This is a genomic window from Curtobacterium sp. Leaf154 (genome assembly GCF_001424595.1).
Taxonomy (GTDB): Bacteria; Actinomycetota; Actinomycetes; order Actinomycetales; family Microbacteriaceae; genus Curtobacterium; species Curtobacterium poinsettiae.
Map to the genome: position 1 here is coordinate 167,601 of NZ_LMOS01000001.1, position 25,425 is coordinate 193,025.

21 protein-coding genes and 1 pseudogene are annotated in these 25,425 nt (G+C 72.1%); 18 read left to right on the forward strand and 4 right to left on the reverse strand.

Going from position 1 to position 25,425, the window contains the following annotated elements:
* The first annotated feature begins 7 nt into the window (after positions 1-7).
* From cydD to holA, 6 genes and pseudogenes are all read left to right on the forward strand, one after another.
* The gene (cydD, locus tag ASF75_RS00765) at positions 8-1,708 is read left to right on the forward strand and encodes a thiol reductant ABC exporter subunit CydD (protein WP_056068274.1); all 1,701 of its coding nucleotides are present in this window, start codon (positions 8-10) and stop codon (positions 1,706-1,708) included.
* A complete protein-coding gene (gene cydC, locus ASF75_RS00770; protein ID WP_056068276.1) occupies positions 1,705-3,393 on the forward strand; it encodes a thiol reductant ABC exporter subunit CydC in 1,689 nt (562 codons plus the stop codon). The genes cydD and cydC overlap by 4 nt, the downstream gene beginning before the upstream one ends.
* A 50-nt stretch (positions 3,394-3,443) precedes the next feature.
* On the forward strand, positions 3,444-6,005 hold the full coding sequence (gene leuS / locus ASF75_RS00775; RefSeq protein WP_139179704.1) for a leucine--tRNA ligase: 2,562 nt from the start codon (positions 3,444-3,446) through the stop codon (positions 6,003-6,005).
* A gap of 107 nt (positions 6,006-6,112) precedes the next feature.
* The gene (locus tag ASF75_RS17210) at positions 6,113-6,865 is read left to right on the forward strand and encodes a ComEA family DNA-binding protein (protein WP_082509344.1); all 753 of its coding nucleotides are present in this window, start codon (positions 6,113-6,115) and stop codon (positions 6,863-6,865) included.
* A gap of 718 nt (positions 6,866-7,583) precedes the next feature.
* A pseudogene (locus ASF75_RS18305) lies at positions 7,584-8,981 on the forward strand (ComEC/Rec2 family competence protein); the annotation flags it as partial.
* A 298-nt stretch (positions 8,982-9,279) separates the two neighbouring features.
* Positions 9,280-10,299, forward strand: a complete 1,020-nt coding sequence (gene holA, locus ASF75_RS00795; RefSeq protein ID WP_017886661.1) for a DNA polymerase III subunit delta — start codon at positions 9,280-9,282, stop codon at positions 10,297-10,299.
* Positions 10,300-10,510: 211 nt separating this feature from the next.
* Here the strand turns inward: holA and rpsT are convergent, their stop codons facing one another.
* Entirely contained in the window at positions 10,511-10,771 is a 261-nt protein-coding gene (gene rpsT / locus ASF75_RS00800) for a 30S ribosomal protein S20 (protein WP_017886662.1), read from the reverse strand.
* Between the two features lie 222 nt (positions 10,772-10,993).
* Here rpsT and ASF75_RS00805 point away from each other — a divergent pair, with 222 nt between their 5' ends.
* On the forward strand, positions 10,994-12,160 hold the full coding sequence (locus tag ASF75_RS00805; RefSeq protein WP_042540181.1) for a pyridoxal phosphate-dependent aminotransferase: 1,167 nt from the start codon (positions 10,994-10,996) through the stop codon (positions 12,158-12,160).
* Positions 12,161-12,449: 289 nt separating this feature from the next.
* Complete coding sequence (gene lepA, locus ASF75_RS00810) at positions 12,450-14,297, forward strand: translation elongation factor 4 (protein ID WP_056068283.1); 1,848 nt, start codon at positions 12,450-12,452, stop codon at positions 14,295-14,297.
* 7 nt (positions 14,298-14,304) lie between these two features.
* On the opposite strand, the gene ASF75_RS00815 is transcribed toward lepA, so the two are convergent.
* On the reverse strand, positions 14,305-14,802 hold the full coding sequence (locus tag ASF75_RS00815; protein ID WP_056068285.1) for a hypothetical protein: 498 nt from the start codon (positions 14,800-14,802) through the stop codon (positions 14,305-14,307).
* A gap of 131 nt (positions 14,803-14,933) precedes the next feature.
* Here ASF75_RS00815 and ASF75_RS00820 point away from each other — a divergent pair, with 131 nt between their 5' ends.
* Entirely contained in the window at positions 14,934-15,581 is a 648-nt protein-coding gene (locus ASF75_RS00820; RefSeq protein ID WP_017886666.1) for a DUF1990 family protein, read from the forward strand.
* Positions 15,582-15,664: 83 nt separating this feature from the next.
* On the opposite strand, the gene ASF75_RS00825 is transcribed toward ASF75_RS00820, so the two are convergent.
* Positions 15,665-16,357, reverse strand: a complete 693-nt coding sequence (locus ASF75_RS00825) for an HAD family hydrolase (RefSeq protein WP_052481883.1) — start codon at positions 16,355-16,357, stop codon at positions 15,665-15,667.
* 29 nt (positions 16,358-16,386) lie between these two features.
* On the opposite strand from ASF75_RS00825, the gene hemW reads away from it, so the two are divergent.
* Positions 16,387-17,640, forward strand: coding sequence for a radical SAM family heme chaperone HemW (gene hemW, locus ASF75_RS00830; protein ID WP_031259452.1), 1,254 nt, complete (start codon positions 16,387-16,389; stop codon positions 17,638-17,640).
* A 37-nt stretch (positions 17,641-17,677) separates the two neighbouring features.
* Here hemW and ASF75_RS00835 read toward each other — a convergent pair whose 3' ends face one another.
* Positions 17,678-18,169, reverse strand: coding sequence for a DUF4870 domain-containing protein (locus ASF75_RS00835; protein WP_321164512.1), 492 nt, complete (start codon positions 18,167-18,169; stop codon positions 17,678-17,680).
* Positions 18,170-18,278: 109 nt separating this feature from the next.
* On the opposite strand from ASF75_RS00835, the gene hrcA reads away from it, so the two are divergent.
* From hrcA to era, 8 genes are read left to right on the forward strand one after another with little or no spacing between them, the layout of a single operon-like run.
* Complete coding sequence (gene hrcA / locus ASF75_RS00840; protein ID WP_056068287.1) at positions 18,279-19,298, forward strand: heat-inducible transcriptional repressor HrcA; 1,020 nt, start codon at positions 18,279-18,281, stop codon at positions 19,296-19,298.
* A gap of 33 nt (positions 19,299-19,331) precedes the next feature.
* Entirely contained in the window at positions 19,332-20,444 is a 1,113-nt protein-coding gene (gene dnaJ, locus ASF75_RS00845; protein WP_017886671.1) for a molecular chaperone DnaJ, read from the forward strand.
* Positions 20,444-21,178, forward strand: coding sequence for a 16S rRNA (uracil(1498)-N(3))-methyltransferase (locus ASF75_RS00850; protein ID WP_056068289.1), 735 nt, complete (start codon positions 20,444-20,446; stop codon positions 21,176-21,178). Before dnaJ ends, ASF75_RS00850 begins: the two co-directional genes overlap by 1 nt.
* A 38-nt stretch (positions 21,179-21,216) precedes the next feature.
* Entirely contained in the window at positions 21,217-21,570 is a 354-nt protein-coding gene (locus ASF75_RS00855; RefSeq protein ID WP_017886673.1) for a histidine triad nucleotide-binding protein, read from the forward strand.
* Complete coding sequence (locus tag ASF75_RS00860; protein WP_056068292.1) at positions 21,560-22,702, forward strand: PhoH family protein; 1,143 nt, start codon at positions 21,560-21,562, stop codon at positions 22,700-22,702. Before ASF75_RS00855 ends, ASF75_RS00860 begins: the two co-directional genes overlap by 11 nt.
* Complete coding sequence (gene ybeY / locus ASF75_RS00865; protein WP_017886675.1) at positions 22,699-23,160, forward strand: rRNA maturation RNase YbeY; 462 nt, start codon at positions 22,699-22,701, stop codon at positions 23,158-23,160. Before ASF75_RS00860 ends, ybeY begins: the two co-directional genes overlap by 4 nt.
* A gap of 3 nt (positions 23,161-23,163) precedes the next feature.
* Positions 23,164-24,486: a hemolysin family protein gene (locus ASF75_RS00870; RefSeq protein WP_017886676.1), complete on the forward strand. Its 1,323-nt coding sequence runs from the start codon at positions 23,164-23,166 to the stop codon at positions 24,484-24,486.
* On the forward strand, positions 24,483-25,421 hold the full coding sequence (gene era, locus ASF75_RS00875) for a GTPase Era (RefSeq protein WP_042540163.1): 939 nt from the start codon (positions 24,483-24,485) through the stop codon (positions 25,419-25,421). The genes ASF75_RS00870 and era overlap by 4 nt, the downstream gene beginning before the upstream one ends.
* Positions 25,422-25,425: the final 4 nt, after the last annotated feature.

Consider the following 25,425-nt stretch of genomic DNA (forward strand, 5'->3'; position numbering starts at 1 on the left):
TCCGACGATGAAGCCCCTCGACCCCCGACTCCTGCGGCTGTCCCGGACCGCGCGCGGCTTCATCGTCGCCGCCGCCGGCACGGGGGTCCTGCGCACGCTCGCGACCATCGGGATCGCGTGGGGGATCGCCGCGGCCGTCACCCTCGGGGTCGACGCCGTGCACGACGGCACGGTGCCGGCCGCGTTCGGGCAGGCGCTCGCCCTGCTCGGCGGGGCGTTCGTCCTGCGGGCAGTGGCGGCGTGGGCCACCGACGACCTGGCAGCCCGCGCCGCGGCGAAGGTGAAGAGCGAGATGCGCACGACGGTGCTCGCCCGTGCCGCCGAGCGCGGTCCGTCGTGGCTCGCCGGCCGGTCGAGCGCTGGCTTCGCCACCACGCTCGGCCCCGGACTCGACGCCCTCGACGCCTACTTCGGCCGGTACCTGCCGCAGCTCGCGCTCACCGCGATCGCGACGCCGGTGCTCCTGGTCGCGATCGGCGTGGGCGACCTGACCAGCGGGCTCATCATCCTGTTCGCCCTGCCGGTGATCCCGGTCTTCATGATCCTGATCGGCCTGGCCACGCAGTCGCTGCAGCGGAAGCAGTCGGACGCCCTCGCGAAGCTGGGTGGCGCCTTCACCGAGGCGGTCGAGGGGCTCGCCACGCTCAAGGTCTTCGGTCGTGCGCGCCGCCAGGTCGGTCGCATCGGGGCGGTCACCGACGAGTACCGCCGCGGCACGATCGGCGTGCTCCGGCTGTCGTTCGTGAGCGGCTTCGCGCTCGAGCTCGCCGCGAGCCTGTCCGTCGCACTGGTCGCCGTCTCGATCGGCATCCGCCTGGTGGACGGCTCGCTCGGCCTCGGCGCCGCGATGTTCGTGCTCGTCCTGGCACCCGAGGCCTTCGCCCCCATCCGCCAGGTCGGCGCCGACTTCCACGCCGCCCAGGACGGCGTCGAGGCGTCGGCCGCGGTGCTCGACGTCCTGGCGGACGACGCCGACGACGGTGACGCCCCGGCCCCGGCCCCGGGCCGCAGCATCCGGGTGCACAGCGGCGGGAGCGAGACCGACACCGACGGCGCCGAAGCCGCCACCGCCCTGGACGTCCGCGGGCTCACCGTCCGCCGCCCCGACGTCGTGATCGGGCCGTTCGACCTGCACGCCGAACCGGGCACCGTCGTCGTGCTCGCCGGCCCGAGCGGCTCCGGCAAGTCCAGCATCATCGCCGCACTCCGCGGTGTCCTGCCCCACGACGGCACCGTCACCGTGCCCGGCCCGGCCAGCGCATCCGTCGCCGAGCGCACCACCTGGGCCGACCAGCGGCCACGTCTCGTGCGCGGGACGATCGCCGAGAACGTCGCGCTCAGCGCGACCCCGAACGACGCCGACGTGCGTACCGCGCTGGGCGACGCGGGGCTGGGACTCGACCCGGGCCTCCCGGTCGGCGCCGGTGGCAGCGGACTGTCCGGCGGCCAGGCGCAGCGCGTCGCCGTCGCCCGCGCGCTGTACCGCGTACGCCGCGCCGCCACACCCCTCGTGCTGCTCGACGAGCCGACGTCCGCACTGGACGCCGAGGCCGAGGCGCGCGTCGTCGCCGCCGTCCGTGGCCTGGCGGCCAGCGGCGCCGTCGTCGTGGTCGCCAGCCACCGACCGGCGGTCGTCGCCGCGGCCGACGTCCGCGTGGACATCGCGGTCGGCGGATCCGTGACGGTCCGCAGGGGGGTGCGCGCATGAGCCGGGAGGCCCGTGGCGGCTCCGTCCTGCGGCTCGCGATGCCGCACGGGTCGGGTTGGGCGAAGGCGGTCGCCGCCGGCTCGCTCAGCGCCGTCTGCGCCGTCGCGCTCCTCGCCGCCAGTGGCTACCTGATCACCCGCGCCGCCGAGCACCCGCCGATCCTGTACCTGACGCTCGTGATGGTCGGCGTGCGTGCGTTCGCGCTGGGGCGCGCCGTGCTGCGCTACGTCGACCGGCTCGCCGGGCACGACGCCTCGTTCCGGCAACTGGCCGTGGTGCGGACCGAGATGTACCGGCGGCTCGCGTCGATCGCGCCCGCCGGGCTCGGCCGCACCGGTCGCGGAGACCTCATGACGCGCCTGGTGACCGACACCGACCGGCTGCAGGACCTGCCGATCCGCGTCGTCGGCCCGCTCGTGTCCGCCGGGGTCGTCGCGGTGCTGTCGGTCGTCGCCGTGGCGCTCGTGTCGGTGCCGGCCGCGCTCGTGCTCGTCCTCGCGCTGGCGGTCGCGGCCCTGGTCGGCACGATCGTCACCCGGTCGATCGCCGAGCGCTCGGACCGCGAGACCGCCGCCGATCGGGGTCGCGTCGCCGACCTCGTGCTCGACACCGTCCGCACGCTCGACGTCTTCGCCGCCTACGGCACCCTCGACGAACGGCTCGCGCACATCGCCCGGCTCGATGCCGGCGTCACCCGGGCCGTCCGGCGCCGCGGCACGATCGAGTCGCTCGTCGGTGCCCTGGTCGGACTGGTCGGTGGCGGTGCGGTGATCGGGATCCTCGCCGTCGGTGCCCCTGCCGTCGTGTCGGGTGCGCTCGACGGTCCGCTCTGGGCCCTGGCGGTCTTCGTGCCGCTCGCGCTCTTCGAGGTCGTCGGGACCGTCCCGCTCGCCGTCCTGACGCTCCGCCGGGTGCGTGCTGCCGCCGACCGGGTCGAGCAGGTGGTGCCCGCCGAGGTGCCCGCCGGCATCGTCCCCGAGCCCGACGAGGACGCCGACCCGGCGTCGCTCGTGGTCGAGGGGCCGGTCACGCTCGCCGTGCAGGACCTGACCGTCCGCTGGCCCGGGGCCGCCGAGCCGGCGGTCGACGGGGTCTCGTTCACGCTCACCCCCGGCGAGGTCGTCGTCCTGCAGGGGCCGAGCGGCGCCGGCAAGTCCACGCTCGTCGACGCGCTCGTCCGGTTCGTGGAGCACGACGGCTCCTACACGCTCGACGGCGTCGAGGCGCGGGCCATGCACCCCGACGCCGTGCGGGCCCGTGTCGGCCTGATCGAACAGGACCCGTTCGTGTTCGACCAGTCGGTGCGGCAGAACCTGCTCTTCGCCCGCGAGACCGCCACCGACGACGAGCTCCTCGCCGTGCTCGACCGGGTCGGCCTGGGGGACTGGGTCGTCCGACGGGGTGGGCTCGACGCCTCGGTCGGGGAACGCGGCGTGCTCGTGTCCGGCGGGCAGGCGCACCGGCTCGCCCTGGCCCGAGCACTGCTGCACGCGTTCCCGGTGCTGGTGCTCGACGAACCGACCGCCGACGTCGACCCCGACCTCGGCGACTCGGTGCTCCGCGACCTCGTCACCACCGCCCGCGCAGCGGGTCGGTCGGTCGTCATCGTGTCGCACGTCCCGGTGGCGCCGGACCTGGTCGACCGCACCCTGCGGATGCGGGACGGACGCCTGCTCGCCGGGTGAGCCGACGGGCGGACGCGGGACGGGCCTCCCGGCTTGTATCGTTGACGACCGTGACCACCGACCAGCACGCCGAGGACCCGAACGCCTACGACTTCCGTCGTATCCAGGAGAAGTGGCAGCCCCGCTGGGAAGCGCTCGGGCTCTTCACCACGGACCTCGACGACACCCGTCCGCGCAAGTACATCCTCGAGATGTTCCCGTACCCGTCCGGCGACCTGCACATGGGGCACGCCGAGAACTGGGCGCTCGGTGACTTCGTTGCGCGCTACTGGCGCCAGCAGGGCTTCAACGTGCTGCACCCGATCGGATGGGACTCGTTCGGGCTGCCCGCCGAGAACGCGGCGATCAAGCGCGGGGTGGACCCGAAGGACTGGACCTACGCGAACATCGAGCAGCAGAAGGCGTCCTTCAAGCGCTACGCGCCGTCGTTCGACTGGACCACCGAGATCCACACCTCGGACCCCGAGTACTACAAGTGGAACCAGTGGCTGTTCCTGAAGATGTACGAGAAGGGCCTGGCCTACCGCAAGGACAGCTGGGTCAACTGGGACCCGGTGGACCAGACCGTGCTCGCGAACGAGCAGGTCCTCGCCGACGGCACCTCGGACCGCTCCGGCGCCGTCGTCGTCAAGAAGAAGCTCACGCAGTGGTACTTCAAGATCACCGAGTACGCCGACCGGCTGCTCGACGACCTGAACCAGCTCGAGGGGCGGTGGCCGGCGAAGGTCATCGCGCAGCAGCGCAACTGGATCGGTCGCTCGGTCGGCGCGGACGTCGACTTCGTGATCGAGGGCCGTGACGAGCCCGTCACGGTCTTCACCACCCGCCCGGACACGATCCACGGGGCCACGTTCCTGGTCGTCGCACCGGACTCCGACCTGGCGGCTGAGCTGGTCGCCGACCCGTCGGTGCCGTCCTCCGTCCGTGACGACTTCGACGCCTACCTGACGGCGACGCAGAAGACGTCCGAGATCGACCGGCAGAACGCCGACCGCCCGAAGACCGGTGTGCCGCTCGGACGTTCCGCGATCCACCCGCTGACGGGGGAGCGCCTGCCGATCTGGGCCGCCGACTACGTGCTCGCCGACTACGGGCACGGCGCCGTGATGGCCGTTCCCGCACACGACCAGCGCGACCTCGACTTCGCGCGGGCGTTCGACCTGCCCGTCAAGGTCGTCGTCGACACCAACGCCGCCGTCACCGGCGCGATCCCGGTCATCCCCGAGGGTGCGACGCTCGACGACTTCGACGTGCCGACCCTCGACCCGGTCGCCACCGGCGAAGCGCTGACCGGCCAGGGCCGGATGATCAACTCCGGGCCGCTCGACGGCATGTCGAAGCAGCACGCCATCACCGCGGCCATCGCCCTGCTCGAGGAGCGCGGCACCGGCCGTGCCGCCAAGACCTACCGCCTGCGCGACTGGCTCATCTCGCGCCAGCGTTTCTGGGGCACCCCGATCCCGATCATCCACGGCGCCGACGGCACGGAGCACCCGGTGCCCGAGGACCAGCTGCCGATCGTGTTGCCCGACACCGAGGGCCTCGACCTCAAGCCGAAGGGCACCTCGCCCCTCGGCGGCGCGACCGACTGGGTGAACGTCCCGAACCCCGTCGACGGCACCCCGGCCCTCCGCGACACCGACACGATGGACACCTTCGTCGACTCGTCGTGGTACTTCCTGCGGTTCCTGTCGGCGCAGGACGACACCCAGGCGTTCGACCCGGCTGCCGCGCGGCGCTGGGCCCCGGTCGACCAGTACATCGGCGGCATCGAGCACGCGATCCTGCACCTGCTCTACGCCCGCTTCGTCACGAAGGTCCTGTTCGACCTCGGGTACCTCGACTTCACCGAGCCGTTCTCGGCGCTCCTCAACCAGGGCATGGTGCTGTCCGGCGGCTCGAAGATGTCGAAGTCGAAGGGTGGCGTCTCGCTCGGTGACGAGCTCGACGCGAACGGCGTCGACGCGATCCGCCTGGTGATGGGCTTCGCCGGTCCGCCCGAGGACGACATCAACTGGGAGGACGTCTCCCCGTCCGCGTCGGCACGGTTCCTGGCGCGCGCGTACCGGCTGGCGCTCGACGTCACGTCGTCGCGCGACGCCGTGTGGGCCGACGGGGACCGGGCACTCCGCCAGGTCACCCACCGGTTCCTCGCCGACGCCCCCGGCATGATGGAGGCGTTCAAGTTCAACGTCGTGATCGCACGACTGATGGACCTGGTGAACGTCACCCGCAAGGCGATCGACAGCGGCCCCGGCGCCGGCGACCCCGCCGTGCGTGAGGCCGTCGAGACCATCGCCCTCGCGTTGAGCGTCTTCGCGCCGTACACCGGCGAAGAGATGTGGGAGCGGCTGGGCTACGAGGCCACCGTCGCCACGTACGGCTGGCGGAAGGCCGACCCGACGCTGCTCGTGCAGGAGACCCTGACGGCCGTCGTGCAGGTCAACGGCAAGGTGCGTGACTCGTTCGAGGTGTCGAAGTCGATCGAGGCGGACGAGCTCGAGCAGCTGGCGCGGTCCTCGGCGAACGTGCAGCGGTACATCGGTGACCGCGAGATCGTGAAGGTGATCGTCCGGGCTCCGAAGCTCGTGAACATCGCCATCAAGGGGTAGCGACCGTCGCTGGCATCGTCCCTCACAGCGGGGGCGTTCGCGGCACCCGTCCACGGGTGTGACCTCCGGAGCCCGGCCGACCGGCCGGGTTCCGTAGCGTTCGGGGCATGTCGTCCCCGTCGCCCTCCGGACCCTGGTGGTCCCGCCTTGCGCTGTCACCACGGGCAGCCGTGGTGTTGGCGGCGGTCGTGGTGGTGGTCGCCGTCGTCGTGGTGCTCGTCGGGGCGCTGGTGTCGGGTGGCGGCGAGGGGACCGGGGGAACCGGTGGGGTCGTCGTGCGTGGGGCGCCGACGGCCAGCGCGGGTGGGGCGTCAGCCGCGCCGTCACCGTCTGCAGGTGCGTCTGCCGGTGCTGCTCCGTCCGCTCCGGGTGCCGGGCACGTCGTGGTGCACGTGCTCGGTGCGGTGCGGCGGAGCGGTGTGGTCGAGCTGCCGGCAGCGAGTCGTGTTGGTGACGCCGTCCGACGTGCCGGTGGGGCGACGGACGACGCCGACCTCGACCGCCTGAACCTGGCCCGGGTGCTGACGGACGGCGAGCGGTTGTACGTGCCGCGGGTCGGCCAGCAGGAGGTGCCCGAGGCGCTCGGACCGGTGACGGGAGGTGGCACCGCCGGGTCAGCAGGCGACACCGACGCCGCCACCGGGGCTGGCGAGACCGGGGCCGAGGGGTCGGTCGTCGATCTGAACACCGCCGACCAGGCCGCCCTCGAGACCCTGCCCGGCATCGGCCCCGGGCTGGCCGGACGGATCATCGCCTGGCGGGACGAGCACGGTCGGTTCGGCTCGGTCGAGGACCTGCTCGACGTCAGCGGGATCGGTGACGTGCGGTTCGCCGAGCTGCGCGACCGCGTGCGGGTCTGAGGCGCGCGTGCAGCTCGCACCGAGCGCGATCGACCTGCGGGTCGCGGCGCCCGTCGCCGTCGTGTGGATCCTGACCGCCCTGCTCATCGGAGCGCCCCACGTCGCCCCGGTGGTCGCCGGGGTCGCCGTGCTCGTGACCGGTGTGAGCGGCATCGCGCTCCGCACGCGACGCTGCGGCGGGGCCGTGCGGGGCGTCGCCGGGCTGGTCCTCGTCGCCGGGGCGCTGGCCACGCTGCTCGCGGTGTCGGTCACCGTGGGGGATTCCCGACGGGCCCCGGAGGGACTGCGTGCCCTCGTCGCCGCTCCGGACGCCGGGCGCGTCGAGATCGAGGCAGTGCTGTCCCGCGACCTCGTGCCGGGGGACCGCTCCGTCACCGCCACGCTCGTGCGTGCCGACGGGCTCGACGGGCTCCGCGCGCCGGTCCGGCTCGTGCCCGACCTGCACGGTGACGCACCCGGTGCCGTGCTGGCGGCCGGGGCTCGGGTCACCGGGACCGCCGCCGTGCAGCCCGACCAACCGGGATCGGCGACCGCCTTCGTGGCGTTCCTGCGCGGGACACCGTCATCGGAGCCCCCCACCGGGCTGCTCGGCGCCACCGACACCGCCCGACAGGCGTTCGTCCGGGCCACGGCCGACCTGCCGCAGCCGGGGGCGGCACTGCTGCGGGGGCTGGCGATCGGCGACCGCTCCGGCCTCGACCCGGGGACCGAGGCGGCGATGGAGACCTCGGCGCTGACGCACCTGACGGCGGTGTCCGGGGCGAACTGCGCCGTGGTGGTCGGGCTGGTGGTCGTCCTCGGCCGCGCCTGCGGGCTGCCGCGCGGGCTCCGGGCCGCGGTGGCCGTCGTGGTGCTCCTGGCGTTCGTCGTCCTGGTGCGGCCCGACCCCTCGATCGTCCGGGCGACGGTGATGGCGATCGTGGTGCTGGTCGTGCACCTCGCCGGCAGACCCGTGCGGGGCGTGCCGCTCATCGCACTCGCCGCGATCGGCATGCTCGTGGCGGACCCTTGGTTCGCGCGGTCGTTCGCGTTCGCCCTGTCCGTGCTCGCCACGAGCGGCATCGTGGTGCTCGGCCCACCGCTCACCGAGCTGCTGGCGCGTCGTGTGTGGCCGCCGGTCGCCGCCGCACTGGCGATCCCCGTGGCGGCCCAGGTGGCGTGCTGGCCCGTGACGATCCCACTGTCGGCGGCGCTCCCGACCTACGCGGTGCCGGCGAACCTGCTGGCGGAGCCGTTCGCGCCGGTCGTCACGGTGATCGGACTCGCCGCGTGCACCGTCGCACCGGTGTGGCCGGCGGGTGCCCAGGTGCTCGCGGCCGTCGCGTGGGTGCCCGCTGCTGCCGTCGGGGGCATCGCGCACGGGGCGGCCGCCCTGCCGCACGCCTCGGCGCCGTGGCCGGCCGGAGTGCTCGGCGTGGCCGCCGCCGTGCTGGTGTGCGGCTGCATCGCGACGGCCGTGCTGGTCCGGGGCCGGATCGGCTCCCGGTTGCTGCTCGCCGCAGGGTCCGTGCTCGTGGTCGGTGTCGCAGCGGTCACCGTCCCGGTGCTCGTGGTGCGCGGCTCCGTCCCCGGCGACTGGTCGGTGGCCGCGTGCGACGTCGGGCAGGGCGACGCCGTGCTGCTCCGCGGCGACGACGCCGTCGCCCTCGTGGACACCGGCGACGACGAGGAACGGCTCCTGGCGTGCCTGGACCTGCTCGGGATCAGCCGGATCGACCTGCTCGTCCTGACGCACTTCGACCGCGACCACGTCGGCGCGGTGGGAGCCGTGGCGGACACGGTCGAGACCGCCCTGGTCGGACCCGTCGGACGCGCGTCGGACGGCCGGGTGGTCGACGACCTGCGGCGCGCGGGTGTGGACGTCCGGACCGCCGACGACCGGGTCTCCGGCACCCTCGGGCCGCTCGTCTGGCGGGTCGCCTGGCCCCTTGCCGGCAGCCGTGACGCCGGCAACGACGCGAGCATCGTGCTGGTCACCGGGCCGGCGGACGGCAGTGCCTGCGCCGTGTGTCTGACCGGGGTCTTCCTCGGTGACCTGGGGGAGTCGTCGCAACGCCGGCTCCGGAGCTCCGGGGGACTGCCGGCGGGGCCGATCGACGTCGTGAAGGTGGCGCACCACGGCTCGGCGGACCAGGACCCGCAGCTCTACCGGGGGCTCGCCGCGCGCGTCGGGCTGATCGGGGTCGGTGCGGACAACACGTACGGGCACCCGACCGCGTCGGCCCTCGGCGTGCTCGATGCCGCCGGCACGCTGCCGCTCCGCACCGATCAGCGCGGAACCGTCGTGCTCGCTCGGTCCGGCACCGACGAGGTGCGGGTGTGGACGGAACGCTCGCCGTCGGCGGCCGCCCGTAGGATCGACGGTGCACCACTCGACCCGGCACCGTCCGGGCCGGCACCACCGGAAGGACCACATGGCCGCCAAGAAGCCCGCGCGCGCCGCAGCGAAGATCGACCAGGTGCCCTGGTCGGGGATCCGTCCGGCGCCCGTCGTGCTCATCACCGGGCCCGAAGCGTTCCTCGCCGACCGCGCCCGCGGTGTGCTGAAGGACCTGCTGCAGGGCGAGGACCCCGCGCTCGAGGTGCACGACCTCGAAGCCGACCAGTACGCCCCCGGGCTGCTCGCCACCCTCGCCAGCCCGTCGCTGTTCGGCGAGCCGCGCCTGGTGCAGGTGACCAACGTCGAGAAGTGCACCGACGCCTTCATCACCGAGACGATCTCGTACCTGCAGGCCCCCGCCGACGACGTCACCCTGGTGCTCCGGCACGGCGGCGGCATGCGCGGCAAGAAGCTCCTCGACACGATCCGCAGCGGCGTTGGCGGCGGGGTCGAGGTGCTCTGCGACGAGCTCAAGCGCGAGACCGACCGCATCGACTTCGTGAACGCCGAGTTCCGGGCCGCACGACGCCGGATCGCCCCGTCCGCCGTCCGCACCCTGGTGACCGCGTTCGCCGACGACCTCGCCGAACTGGCCGCGGCGTGCCGGCAGCTCCTGGCGGACGAGGCCGAGGAGATCACCGACAAGGTCGTCGACAAGTACTACGGCGGCCGCGTCGAGACGAACGCGTTCAAGGTCGCCGACATCGCGCTCGCGGGTCGGTCGGCACCGGCGATCGTCGAGCTGCGCCACGCCCTGGCCACCGGCGAAGCCCCCGTGCCGATCGTCGCCGCGTTCGCGAGCAAGATCCGCACGATGGCGAAGGTCAGCGCGTTCCGGGGCCCGAGCGGGCAGGCGGCCTCGGCGCTCGGCATGGCGCCGTGGCAGGTGCAGCGCGCGCAGCGCGACGTCGCCGGCTGGAGCGAGTCCGGGTTGGCGAACGCGATCATCAGCATCGCGGAGGCGGACACCGCGGTGAAGGGCGGCTCGCGCGACGCGCACTACGCGCTCGAGGTCATGGTCCGCACCATCGCCCGACGCGGCGAGCCCCGCTGAGGCGAGTCGCGCCTCCCGGATTTCCCGCGCCGATCGGCCGGCGTTTCGTGAGCAGAAAGGGTCGGGTCCGTCATCGCGACCCGACCCTTTCTGCTCACGAAACGAACCCAACGCACCCCACACCGCGCACGCACCCAACGCACAGCGCCCCACGCACGACGAAGGCCCCGCACCAACGGTGCGGGGCCTTCGGACCAGAAGGGTCAGGGCGTCAGAGCGACGAGACCTTCTTCGCGATGGCCGACTTGCGGTTCGCGGCCTGGTTCTTGTGGATGACACCCTTGCTCACGGCCTTGTCGAGCTTCTTCGACGCCAGGGCCAGGGCCGCGACGGCCTTGTCCTTGTCACCGGCGGCGACGGCGTCGTTGGCACGACGGATGTGCGTCTTGAGCTCCGACTTGTACGCCTTGTTGCGCTCGGTGGCCTTGAGGTTGGTCTTGATGCGCTTGATCTGCGACTTGATGTTCGCCATGAATTGCTCCTGCTCGTCTCGTACGGGTGGGCGCGACCGCAGGGTAGAGGGGCCCTTGGTCGCATCGCGTTCCACCCGTGGGCGGGGAACGCGGAAGCCAGCCACCAACACTACCAGGCCGCGGGGCCGCCACCAAAGCACGAAACACCGCCCGATCGGCGGAAGCCCGCGGCCGACCGCGCCGAAACGCCGTGGCAACACGCAGCGGATAGCGTGACGGACATGCCCTCCCTCGCACCGCGCATCGACACCGTGCCCGCCTCCGGCATCCGGAGGGTCTTCGAGCAGGCGGCCCTGCTGCAGTCGAGCGGCACCGACGTCACGATGCTCGTGATCGGCGAGCCGGACGTCCCGGTGGCGCCGCACATCGGCGAGGCGGCCCGTCGTGCGTGGACCGAGGACCGCACCGGGTACACCCCGAACGGCGGGATCGCGCCGCTCCGCGAGGCCGTCCGCGACAAGCTCCGCCGTGAGAACCGGATCGAGGCCGACCTCGAGCAGATCTGGATGACGATCGGCGCGACGCAGGCGCTGTTCCAGGCGATGACGCTGACCCTGAGCCCGGGTGACGAGGTGCTCGTGCCGGACCCCGGCTACACGACGTTCACGATGAACGCCCACATCATCGGGGCGACGCCGGTGCCGTACCGGCTGGAGCCGCAGCACGGGTTCGAGCCCGACCTGCCGGCCCTCGAGGCCAGCGTCACCGAACGCACCCGGGTGCTCGTCGTGAACTCGCCGTCGAACCCGCTCGGTTCGGTGTTCGGCGAGGAGACCCTCCGTGCGCTCCTCGCCTTCGCGAAGCGGCACGACCTCTGGGTGATCAGCGACGAGGTCTACGAGTACTTCACCTACGGCACCCGCCACGTCAGCCTGGCCGCGCTCGACGAGGACGACCGCGTGTTCTCGGCGTTCTCGCTGAGCAAGACGTACGCGATGACCGGTGTCCGTGTCGGGTACCTCGTCACCCCGAAGGGCCTCGGCGCGACGATGCGGACCACGCAGGAAGCGATGATCAGCTGCGTCGCCGAACCCGACCAGTACGCGGCCCTCGCGGCGATCGTGGGGGACCACTCCGCGGTGCGCGACGCCCGGGAGCACTACCGCGCGAACCTCGAGGTCGCGAAGGAGACGCTCGACGCCGCGGGCATCCGGTACCTCGACCCGCGCGGGGCGTTCTACCTGTGGATCGACATGTCGCACGCTTCCGACGGCGACATCGCGGAGTGGGCGCTCGGGTTCCTGCAGCGTGCACGGGTCGCCGTCGCGCCGGGCAGCGCCTTCGGACGCTCCGGCGAGGGGTGGATCCGCGTCTGCCTCGCCGCCACCGCGGACGACCTGCGGCGCGGCCTGGGCGCCCTGCCGGCTCCGGCGCACGCGGCCGTCTGACGCGGTCCACACGGCGGGGAGGCCCGGTGCCGGTCGGCAGGTCGGCGCACGGTGCGCGGTCCTCCACCTGGTGCGAGGATGCTCGCCCCGTGCCGCGCAGCATCCGGTCACCGGGCGGTCAACGGCGCACGGACCCCCCGACCTCGCACCGTGCGGGGTCCGGCACGCCGACGCGAGAGCGCACCGGAAGCGGATCAACCGCGCACCGTGCGTTGCGGACGCGCGCCGTGCCTCCAGGGCGGGTGAAGCGTGGGAGACTGTTGCGACCGTCCGACCCACCTGAGGAACCGTGAGCCCACAAGCATCCGCTCCGCTGGAGCCCGCAGCGACCCCGGCCGACGCGATCCGCAACTTCTGCATCATCGCGCACATCGACCACGGCAAGTCGACGCTGGCCGACCGCATGCTGTCGATCACCGGCATCGTCGAGGACCGCGCGATGCGTGCGCAGTACCTCGACCGCATGGACATCGAGCGCGAGCGCGGCATCACGATCAAGTCGCAGGCCGTCCGCATGCCGTGGGAACTCGACGGTGAGACCTTCGCGTTGAACATGATCGACACCCCCGGGCACGTCGACTTCTCGTACGAGGTCTCGCGGTCCCTGGCGGCGTGCGAGGGCGCGATCCTGCTCGTCGACGCCGCGCAGGGCATCGAGGCGCAGACGCTCGCGAACCTGTACCTGGCGCTCGAGAACGACCTCGAGATCATCCCGGTCCTCAACAAGATCGACCTGCCCGCGGCCGAGCCGGACAAGTACGCCGCCGAGCTCGCGCAGCTCATCGGTGGCAAGCCCGAGGACGTCCTCCGGGTCTCCGGCAAGACGGGCGTCGGCGTGTCCGAGCTCCTCGACCTGGTGGTCCGCCGCGTGCCGGCCCCCGTCGGCGACGCCGAGGCCGCGCCCCGCGCGATGATCTTCGACTCGGTCTACGACAGCTACCGCGGCGTCGTCACCTACGTCCGCATGATCGACGGCACCATCTCGCCCCGCGAGAAGGTCCAGATGATGTCGACCAAGTCGACGCACGAGATCCTGGAGATCGGGGTCTCGAGCCCGGAGCCGAAGCCCACCAAGGGCCTGTCGGTCGGCGAGGTCGGCTACCTGATCACCGGCGTGAAGGACGTCCGCCAGTCGAAGGTCGGCGACACCGTCACCAGCGCGCAGAAGCCCGCGACCCAGGCACTGCCCGGCTACACAGACCCGAAGCCGATGGTCTTCTCGGGCCTGTACCCGATCGACGGCAGCGACTACCCGGTGCTCCGTGAAGCGCTCGACAAGCTCAAGCTCTCCGACGCCGCACTGGTCTACGAGCCGGAGACCTCGGTAGCGCTCGGCTTCGGGTTCCGCTGCGGGTTCCTCGGGCTGCTGCACCTCGAGATCATCACCGAGCGGCTGTCCCGCGAGTTCGGCCTCGACCTCATCACCACCGCCCCGAGCGTGATCTACGAGGTCACGACCGAGGACAACGCCGTGACCGAGGTCACGAACCCCTCGGAGTTCCCGACCGGGCGCATCGTCGAGGTCCGCGAGCCGATGGTCCGCGCCGCGATCCTGGCGCCGAAGGACTACGTCGGCGCGATCATGGAGCTCTGCCAGCAGCGCCGTGGCTCCCTGCTCGGCATGGAGTACCTCGGCGAGGACCGCGTCGAGATCCGCTACGAGATGCCCCTCGGCGAGATCGTCTTCGACTTCTTCGACCAGCTGAAGAGCAAGACCCAGGGGTACGCGTCGCTCGACTACGAGCCCACCGGCGACCAGGCCGCCGACCTCGTCAAGGTCGACATCCTGCTGCAGGGCGACCAGGTCGACGCGTTCAGTGCGATCGTGCACCGCGACAAGGCGTACGCCTACGGCACGCTCATGACCGAGCGGCTGCGCAAGCTCATCCCGCGCCAGCAGTTCGAGGTGCCGATCCAGGCCGCCATCGGCGCCCGCATCATCGCCCGCGAGAGCATCCGCGCCATGCGCAAGGACGTCCTGGCCAAGTGCTACGGCGGTGACATCACCCGCAAGCGCAAGCTCCTCGAGAAGCAGAAGGAGGGCAAGAAGCGCATGAAGACCATCGGTCGGGTCGAGGTCCCGCAGGAAGCCTTCATCGCGGCGCTCTCCGGCGACGTCGAAGAGAAGAAGAAGTAGCGCCGGTTCAGCCGGTGCGGCGGGCGCGGGCCCGCAGGGCGGCCAGGCCGAGGGCCGGGAGGCTCGCCGCAGCCAGTCCCGCCAGTGCGGTCCGCAGGATGGCCCAGTGGGCAGCCGCGTCGAAGTCGCTCTGTCGGCCCGAGGTGACCCCGGCGGCCACGGCGCCGACCACCATCGCGAGGGTCACCACCGCGAGGGCGAGCGGGAGCCGTCGGCCCGGGTGACGACGCACCGCGGACACCAGCGCGGCACCGAACAGCAGCACCCCGGCGCCGGCACAGCTGGCCCCGACGGCGGCGATGACGTTCGCGGTGTCGAAGCCGGTCCACGCCTCGGGGGCGAGTGCGACGGCGGCGTACCGGGCGGGGGACGCCGCAGCCGAGGTCGTCACGTCCACCAGCACCCGGGCGGCGGCCGCCAGGCCGAACGCGACGAGCGTGAGCACGGCGAGGGCAGCGGTCCGGCGGTCGACGGACCGCGGGCGGGTGGGGGTGGTGTGGGGCACCTGCTGACGATAGCCGCGTGGCGGGCGCTTGTCGGGCCTCCAGTTCGGGGCGCACCGGTGCCGCGCCGGTCGGGCGGAGCTGAGAGGGGATCGGTTCGATCCGGGGCGGCCCGCCCAAGTAGCATGGCGGCATGAGCATCCGCGGGAGCTACCGGACCGCCCTGACGTACGGCGCGGTGGGGGCGACCCAGGCGTCGGACCTCATGACCTACCCGCCCGAGGGCTTCACCCCGGCCGAGTCGCGCGCGCGGATCGGACACGGCGACCAGCGGTTCGAGACCGCCGTGGTGCAGGCACTGACGTGGCAGATCCAGGAGCGCAGCGGCGTGCGGGTCCGCGTCGAGGAGCAGCCCGACGACGACGAGGTCCGGTACAACCCGGTGACCTTCGACGACGACGGCGTGCCGATCGCTCCGGCGTCCATCGGGACGCCCCGGGTCGAGAAGTTCGCACCGGACGGCACACCGCTGCTGACGGCGGGCACGAGCGCGACCCTGACGATCCACGCCTTCGGGCAGACCGTGCTGGCACCGGTGCGGGTCGTGTCGATCATCGACGAGCACGACCGCAAGGGCTTCGCGTACGGCACGCTCGAGGGGCATCCGCTCTCCGGCGAGGAGTCGTTCGTCGTCGAGCGCACCCAGGACGGCTCGGTGTGGCTGCAGATCCGGCAGTTCTCGCAGCCGTCGAGCGCGAAGTGGCGTTTCGTCGCGCCGTTCGTACGCCGGCAGCAGAAGGTCATGGCGGAGAAGTACCTGGCGGCACTGCGGGGCGACTAGGCGCCGGGGCGCGCCTGTCGCGCCGGGGCCGCGCCTGTCGCGCGGGGGTCGCGGCCGTCGCGCCGGGCGCGTCCGGCCACTGCTCAGCGCAGCGGCGGGAGCGCGGCGATCGCGTCCTCGATGAGCGCCGCGTCCTGCTGGCAGTCGCGCGCGACCGTCACGGCGTTCGTGTGCCGGAGCGCGTCGACGTCGTAGATGCCGGTCGCCACGGCGAGGAACGGGATGCCGGCGGCGTCGGCTGCCTCGCCGTCACGCGGGGTGTCGCCGACGATCACCGCCCGGGTGCCGACCAGGTCGGCGGCGGCACGGTGGGTGACCCCCGCCCGCTCGACCTCGGTGTCGCCGAAGTACGAGTGCTCCCAGTCGAAGCCGTCGGGGTCGAACCCGGCGCCGGTGAGCTTCACCCGGGCGCGGTACTCCGAGTTGCCGGTGAGCAGCCCGTTGCGCCACCCGAGCTCGGCGAACCGGGTCAGGAGCGCCTTCGCTCCGGGGACGGGGCTGCGGTGGTCGCCGGAGGCGTGCCGTTCGGCGGTCAGGTCGTGCAGGTGCCGACTGACCGTGGGGATCAGGGTGTCCTCGAACGCGTGGGCGCGCACGTGCTCGGCGATGAGTCCGGCGTCGGTCCGGCCGTGCTGGTGCCCCACCCGCAGGGTGAGGTCGCGGCCCACCGCCCGCTCGAGGGCCAGGTGGTAGAGGTTGCCCGGGGACGACGCGTTCATCACGAGGGTGCCGTCGATGTCCCACAGGACCGTGGTGGGGACGGGATGGTGCTCCATGGCTCCCATCATGACGGACAATGGACTCCATGCCGAGTGCTCTCCCGATCGCCGATCCAGCACCCGCGGACGGCCTGATCACGCCGTGGGCGGCAGCGGGCCCCGCCACCGGCCCCGGCGCTGCTCCCGCCGCCGGTGACGTCCCGTTCGGCGTCTACGTGCACGTCCCGTTCTGCCGTGTGCGCTGTGGCTACTGCGACTTCAACACCTACACGGCCTCCGAGCTCCGCGGCGTCCGTCGCGACGACTACGCCGGCCACGCCGTGCGCGAGATCGAGTGGGCCGCGACCGTGCTCGACCGTTCCGGCGTGCCGCGGCGCCCGGTGTCGACCGTGTTCTTCGGCGGCGGGACCCCGACCATGCTGCCGGCGTCCGACCTGGCGATGATCCTGCGGGCGATCGACGACACGTGGGGCATCCTGCCCGGGGCCGAGGTCACCACCGAGGCGAACCCCGACTCCGTCGACGCGGCGTCGCTCGAGACCCTGCGGGCTGGCGGGTTCAACCGGATCAGCTACGGGATGCAGTCCGCGGTGCCGCACGTGCTCGCCACGCTCGACCGAACGCACGACCCCCTGCGGGTCCCCGTCGTCGTCGACCTCGCGAAGCAGCAGGGGCTCGACGTCTCGCTCGACCTGATCTACTCCACGCCGGGGGAGTCGCTCGCCGACTGGCGGACCTCGCTCGACGCCGCGATCGCGTGCGAGCCCGACCACGTGTCGGCCTACTCGCTCATCGTCGAGGACGGCACCGCGATGGGCCGCATGGTCGCCCGCGGTGAGCTCCCCGCCCCCGACGACGACCTGGCCGCCGACATGTACGAGCTCGCCGACCAGGTGCTCGGCGACGCCGGCTACTCCTGGTACGAGGTCTCGAACTGGGCGCGCGGCGACGGGCACGCGAGTCGCCACAACCTGTCCTACTGGAAGGGCCACGACTGGTGGGGCGTCGGCCCCGGTGCGCACTCCGCCGTCGCCGGTACCCGCTGGTGGAACGTCAAGCACCCGGCCGCCTACGCGAACCGGGTGCTGTCGGGGGAGTCGCCGGCCGCCGGCCGCGAGACCATCGACGACGAGACGCGGTACGTCGAGCGCCTGCTGCTCGCCGCGCGGGTCCGCGGGGAGCTCGCCACGAGCGAGATCCGCCAGGAGGCCCGTGGCCGGGTCGCCGGCCTCATCGCACGCGGGCTCGTGGACGGGTCGGCCGCGGTGCGGGGACGCATCGACCTGACCCTGCAGGGTCGGCTGCTCGCCGACGCGGTGGTGCGGGAGCTGCTCGACTGAGCGGCGTGCGCACTGCTTGCTGCCGAGTGCGTGCCGCTTACTGCTTGATGAACTCGATCGAGAGCGGGTAGCGGTAGAACTGGCCCTGGTTCGCGGCGATCGCGGCCATGATGCTGAAGATCAGCGACACGATGCCCGCGGCGAAGATGATCAGGAGCCCGACCCCGAACACCGAGGTGAGGGAACCGACCACGTAGGCGATCGCCATCGTGATGTGGAAGTTCAGGGCGACCCGGGTGTGCTCGCGGATGAAGCCGCCGCGATCGCGCAGGACCAGGTAGGCCACCAGCGGTGCGACCACGGTGAAGAAGATGCCGCCGATGTGCGTCAGCGTCGCCCAGAGGCGCTGGTCCTCGGGGCTCATCGGCTGGGGCGGGGTGTACCCGGAAGGGTACTGGGGCCCGCCGGGGTACTGGGGGCCGCCGGGCTGCTGCGGCCCGCCGGGGCCGGGGCCGTACTGGCCCCGGGGCTGCTGGGGGCCACTGGGCTGCTGGTCGGAAGGGCCGCCGGGCTGCTGTCCGTAGGTCATGGCGGAAGCGTATCGGCCGACCGCCCGGAAGTCCCGGGCCGTCAGCGGTCGGGCGTAGGATCAGCAGTCGACACGTCCGAGTGCCAGGTCGATCGGGAAGGAGACGCTCGTGGTCAGTGAACGCAGCCTCGAGGTCCTCAAGGCCATCGTGCGCGACTACGTGGCGTCGCGTGAACCCGTCGGGTCGAAGACCATCGTCGAGCGGCACGCCTTCGGGGTCAGCGCCGCGACGATCCGCAACGACATGGCCCTGCTCGAGGACGAACAGCTCATCGCGGCCCCGCACACCTCGTCCGGTCGCGTGCCGACCGACAAGGGCTACCGCCTCTTCGTGGACCACCTCGCCGGTGCCCGTCCGCTCTCCAGCGCGCAGCGGCACGCCATCGAGACCTTCCTCGGCGCCCCGAACGACCTCGACGAAGTCCTCGGGCGCACCGTCCGGTTGCTCAGCCAGCTCACGAACCAGGTCGCCCTGGTGCAGTACCCGTCGATGGTGCGCGCCCGGGTGCAGCACGTCGAGCTGGTGCGGCTCGGTGACGCCCGGCTGATGGTGGTGCTCATCACCGACACCGCCCGGATCGAGCAGCGCGTGGTCGAGACCGACGTCGCGCTCGACGAGGACTCGCTGGGCGAACTCCGCACCGTGGTGAACGGCGCGACGGTGGGGCTCCTGCTGCAGGACGTCCCGACCGCACTCCGGGCCGTGCCGCAGCAGCTCCGCCCCGACGCCCAGACGCTCGGCGGGGTCGTCGTCGCCACGCTCATCGAGCAGGTCGCTGCGAACCGGCAGGACCGCCTGCTGATGGCCGGTGCGGCGAACCTGGCGAAGAGCGAGCAGGACTTCTCCGGCGGCCTCTTCCCCGTGCTCGAAGCGATCGAGGAACAAGTCACCCTGCTCCGCTTGTTCGGGGAGATGCAGGTGGACGACATCGCGGTGGCGGCCAGCATCGGCGTCGAGAACGCCGAGTACGGGCTCGACGCCACGAGCATCGTCGCCGGTGGCTACCTGGCCGGTGGCGAGGTGGCCCGACTGGGCGTCCTCGGACCGACCCGGATGGACTACGGCACGAACATGGCGGCCGTCCGGGCCGTCGCCCGGTACCTGTCCAAACTCCTGGGCGAACATTGACCAACCGACCGAACCCAACCGACTGAGGGATACGTGGCAGACCACTACGACGTCCTCGGCGTCCAGCGAGACGCCTCCGATGCCGACATCAAGAAGGCCTACCGCCGCCTGGCGCGTGAGCTCCACCCGGACGTGAACCCGGCACCCGACGCCGCCGAGCGCTTCAAGGACGTGACGCACGCGTACGACGTGCTGAGCGACCCCGAGCAGCGACGCCGGTACGACGCCGGACCGCAGGCCGACAGCCCCTTCGGAGGCGGTGCTGGCGGCTTCAGCGACATCTTCGACGCCTTCTTCGGTGGTGGCGGTGGCGGCGGACGTGGCTCCGGCCCACGCAGCCGTGCCGAACGGGGGCAGGACGCCCTGCTCCGCATCGAGGTCGACCTCGACGAGGTCGTCTTCGGCACCCACAAGGACGTCGAGGTCGACACGGCCGTGCTGTGCGAGACGTGCCACGGCTCCTGCTGCGCACCGGGCACCAGCCCGCGCACGTGCGACATCTGCGGCGGGTCCGGGCACATCCAGCGCCAGGTCCGGTCGCTCCTCGGCAACGTCGTGACGAGCGCCCCGTGCGGCACCTGCCGCGGGTACGGCACCGTCATCCCGAGCCCCTGCCCGACCTGCCAGGGCCAGGGCCGCGTCCGCGCCCGTCGCACCGTTCCGGTGGACGTCCCCGCCGGCGTCGACTCCGGACTGCGGCTGCAGATGCCGGGCCAGGGCGAGGTCGGTCCGGCCGGTGGCCCCTCCGGTGACCTGTACCTCGAGATCCGCGTGCGCCACGACGACGTCTTCAGCCGCGACGGTGACGACCTGCTGGCCACGCTCGAGGTCGGCATGACCGACGCCGTCCTCGGCACGACCACCACTATCGACGGCCTCGACGGTCCGGTCGAGCTCGAGATCCGACCCGGTGTGCAGAGCGCCGACGTCCTCGTCATCAAGGACCGCGGCATCACGAAGCTGCGCGGGAACGGGCGCGGCGACCTGCGGGTCGGCGTGCAGGTCGTCACCCCGACCAAGCTGTCCCACAAGGAACGGCAGCTGGTCGAGCAGCTGGCGAAGTCGCACAAGACGACGGCTCCGCAGCTCGCCCGGTTCCAGCAGGGCATGTTCGGCAAGCTCCGCGACCGGTTCTTCAACCACTGATGGCGTCGCTGTACCTCGTCGACTCGCTCGACGTCGTCGTCGGCGACACGGTGTCGCTCGACGGCGCCGAGGGCCGGCACGCGGTCTCCGTCGCGCGGGTCCGGGTCGGCGAGGTCCTGCGGATCGCCGACGGTCGGGGCACCGTGGTGTCCGGGCCGGTCACGGCACTCGGCAAGGACACGCTGGAGCTCGCGGTCGAGACCCTCGAGCACCACGACGCACCGCGTCCGTCGCTGACGCTGGTGCAGGCACTGGCGAAGGGCGGCCGCGACGAGATGGCCGTGCAGGCGGCGACCGAGATCGGTGTCGACCGGGTGGTGCCGTGGTCGGCTGCGCGCAGTGTCTCCCGGTGGGACGGCGCGAAGGTCGAGAAGGGTCGTGCGCGGTGGGCCGCCATCGCGCACGAGGCGGCGAAGCAGGCGATCCGTCCGCGCGTCCCTGCGGTGGCACCGCTCGCGACGACGGGCCAGCTCGTGTCGGCTCTCGGAGCAGGGACCGCACTCGTCGTGCTCGACCCCACCGCGACCGTGCGGCTCGCCACCTGGGAACCACCGACGGACGCCGAGGACATCGCGCTCGTCGTCGGACCCGAAGGCGGCATCGACGGTGCCGAGCTCGACCGGCTCGAGGCCGCCGGTGCGGTGCGTGTCCGACTCGGCGACAGCGTGCTCCGCACCTCCACCGCAGGACCGGCGGCACTCGCTGTCCTGCAGGCGCGACTGGGCCGCTGGTGAGCCGGACCCCGCCGTCGGACGCGTCCTACGATGGAGCCATGAGCACCAGCACGCCCAGCGTCTTCTCCAAGATCATCGCGCGCGAGATCCCGGCGACCATCGTCGCCGAGGACGACCGTGTCATCGCGATCGAGGACATCGCCCCCAAGGCCCCCGTCCACGTGCTCGTCGTGCCCAAGACGGAGCAGTACGCGAACGTCGCGGAGCTCGCCGCGGGGGACCCCGACCTCCTGGCCCACGTGGTCGCCACGGCGCAGCGCATCGCCGACGAGCGCGCCGACGGCCAGTTCCGACTCGTCTTCAACACCGGCGAAGCCGCCGGTCAGACCGTGTTCCACGTGCACGCGCACGTACTCGCAGGTGAACTGCAGGAAGGCACCCTTGCCGGATAACGAACCAGCACAGCCCACCGCCGCCGACGAACAGCCCGTCTCCGTCTCGCTCCAGGTCGACGGCATCGCCATGGTGCTGCTGCTCGGCCCCCAGGACCGACTGCTCAAGACCGTCGAGCGCCAGTACCCGGGTGTCCGGGTGGTCGTCCGTGGCAACGAGGTCACGCTGACCGGCCCCGAACGCGACGTCGCCCGCGCGAAGGCGCTCGTCGACGAGCTCGTCGGCATGGTCAAGCGCGGGCAGGAGATCGGCCCGTCCGACATCCCGATGTCCGCACGGATCCTCGACGACGACCGCAAGCCGTCCGACACCTTCGGCACCCCGATCGTCTCGAGCCGCGGCAAGTCCGTCCGGCCGAAGACCGACGGGCAGCGTGCCTACGTCGACGCCATCGACGAGCACACGATCACGTTCGGCATCGGCCCGGCCGGGACCGGCAAGACCTACCTGGCGATGGCGAAGGCCGTGCAGGCGCTGCAGCGGCGCGAGGTCAACAGGATCATCCTGACGCGTCCCGCGGTCGAGGCCGGCGAGCGGCTCGGCTTCCTGCCGGGCACGCTCACCGACAAGATCGACCCCTACCTGCGGCCGCTCTACGATGCCCTGAACGAGATGATGGACCCGGAGCTCGTCCCGAAGCTCCTGGCGGCCGGCACCGTCGAGGTCGCCCCGCTGGCGTACATGCGTGGTCGGACCCTGAACGACTCGTTCGTCGTGCTCGACGAGGCGCAGAACACCACGCCCGAGCAGATGAAGATGTTCCTGACCCGTCTCGGGTTCGGTTCGAAGATGGTCATCACGGGTGACATCACCCAGGTCGACCTGCCGGGCAACGTGTCCGGTCTCCGGCTCGTGACCCGCATCCTCGACCAGGTCGAGGACATCCACTTCGCCCGTCTCGGCAGCGAGGACGTGGTCCGCCACACCCTCGTCGGTCGGATCGTCGACGCCTACACGGTCTACGACGAAGAGCGGCTCGCCGAGCAGGCCGGCCAGCGCCCCGGCGGCCGCGGAACCGCTCCGGTCGGCAACCCCGACGGCGCCAACCGCGCCGAGCGTCGTGGGCGCCCGCCGCAGGACCGTGCACGGCCCCCGTACCCCCAGAACGACGCCCGAGGAGGCAACCGGTGAGCATCGAGCTCAACAACGAGTCCGGCGTCGAGGTGGACGAGGCCGCGATCCAGCGGCTCGCCGCGTTCGCCCTGGACGCCATGCACGTCCACGCCGACGCGGAGCTCGCGATCGTGCTGGTCGACGAGGGCGCGATGGAGCAGTTGCACGTGCGGTGGATGGACGAGCCCGGCCCGACGGACGTCCTGAGCTTCCCGATGGACGAACTGCGGCCCGGCACCGAGGACGACCCGACGCCGGCCGGACTGCTCGGCGACATCGTGCTCTGCCCGCAGGTGGCCGAGGAGCAGGCGAAGACCGCCGGGCACTCGAGCACCGACGAGATGCTCCTGCTCACCTGCCACGGCATCCTGCACCTGCTCGGCTTCGACCACGCCGAACCCGACGAGAAGGCCGAGATGTTCGGCATCCAGGGCGAGATCCTGACCGCGTTCGCCGCCCAGCACCGAGGGCGGTAGCCGATGGTCGTCGTCGCCGGACTCCTCGCGGTGGCGCTGGGGCTCGTCGTGCTCGGCGGGCTCCTCGCCGCGAGCGACGCCGCGCTCTCCGTGGTGTCCCGTGCCGACCTCGAGGAGATCGCCAGGGGCAACAAGCGCCGTCGGTCGATCGAGGCGATCGCGGACGACGTCGGCGCGCACGTGAACGCGCTGAACTTCTTCCGGGTGCTGGCCGAGACGGCCGCCGCTGTGCTCGTCACGATCGCCCTGGTGCGTGCCTTCGACAGCTGGTGGGTGGCGCTCGTCGTCTCCGCCGCGATCATGACCGCGGTGTCGTTCGTGCTGGTCGGGTCGAGCCCGCGGAGTGTCGGGCGGGCCCACGCCGAGCGACTCATCGGTGCCACCGGCGGCATCGTCCGCGGGGTGCGCATCGTGCTCGGACCGCTCGCCGGGCTGCTCGTCCACATCGGCGACCGGGTCACCCCCGGCCGCGGCCGGAGCGCGTCCACGGTGTCGAGCGAGGAACAGCTGCTCTCCCTGGTCGACGAGGCCACCGAGAGCAACGTGCTCGAGGACGAGGACCGCGAGCTCATCCACTCGGTGTTCGAGTTCAGCGACACCCTGGTGCGTGAGGTCATGGTGCCGCGGACGGACATGCTCACCGTCGACGGCGCGGACACCCTCGGTGTGGCCATGGAGCAGTTCCTCGCCGCCGGTGTCTCCCGCATGCCGGTCACGGGCAAGGACAGCGACGACGTGCGCGGTGTCCTGTACCTCCGCGACGTCGCGCGGTCGCTGTACGAGCGGCCCGCGTCCCGTGGCGAGCGGGTCAGCCGGCTGCTCCGCCCCGCCGAGTTCGTGCCGGAGTCGAAGCACGCCGACGACACCCTGCGGCACATGCAGCTCGCCAAGAACCACTTGGTGCTGGTGGTCGACGAGTACGGCGGAGTCGCCGGACTCGTGACCATGGAGGACCTCATCGAGGAGCTCGTCGGCGACATCTCCGACGAGTACGACCGCGCCGTCGTCGACCGCACCGAGGTCGAACCGGGTGTGTGGCGGATCTCCGCCCGACTGCCGGTCGACGAGCTCGGCGACCTGTTCGGCATCGAGCTCGACGACGACGACGTCGACACCGCCGGTGGGCTGCTCACCAAGGAGCTCGGACACCTGGCCGTCTCTGGCGAGACCGTCACCGTGTCCGGCGTCGTCCTGACCGCCGACCGTGTCGAGGGCAAGCGCCGCCACCTGATCACCGTGCTCGCCGAGCGCACCCATGCCCTGGCCGACGTCGAGGACGCCTTCGACGACGCCGAAACCACCACGACGGGAACCACGCACGCATGACCGACCCCGACACCACCCCAGCCGGCTCGGACAAGCCCTACCGCGCGGGCTTCGTCTCGTTCGTCGGCCGTCCGAACGTCGGCAAGTCGACGCTGACCAACGCCCTGGTGGGCGAGAAGGTCGCGATCACGTCGTCGAAGCCGCAGACCACCAGGCGTGCCATCCGCGGGATCGTGCACCGGCCCGACGGGCAGGTCATCATCGTGGACACGCCGGGCGTGCACCGTCCGCGCACGCTGCTCGGCGAACGGCTGAACGACCTCGTCCAGTCCACGCTGGGCGACGTCGACGTGATCGGGTTCTGCGTGCCGGCGAACGAACCCGTCGGTCCCGGCGACCGGTTCATCAACGACACGCTCGACCAGTACCCGCGCGCCAAGAAGATCGCGATCGTCACCAAGATCGACAGCACCTCGAAGGACCGCGTCGGCGAGCAGCTGCTGGCCGTCTCGAAGCTCCGCGACTGGGACGCCGTGGTGCCGACCTCGGGCACACGGGGCATGCAGCTCGAAGACCTGCTGGGCGTCGTCACGAGCCTGTTGCCCGAGTCTCCGCAGCTGTACGACTCGAGCGCGGTGACCGAGGAGACCGACGAGGAGCGCATCGGCGAACTCATCCGTGAGGCGGCGCTCGAAGGTGTCCGTGACGAGCTGCCGCACTCGCTGGCCGTCGTCATCGAGGACATCGTCGAACCCGACGAGGACGACGACGCCGACGGGCCACTGCGCATCTTCGCGAACCTGTTCGTCGAGCGCGACAGCCAGAAGGCGATCGTCATCGGGCACAAGGGCGAGCGTCTCAAGGACGTCGGCTCGCGGGCCCGCGTCGAGATCGAGTCGCTGCTCGGCGGCCGGCACGTCTACCTGAACATCCGCGTGAAGGTGGCCAAGGAGTGGCAGCGTGACCCGAAGCAGCTCGGACGCCTCGGCTTCTGATCGT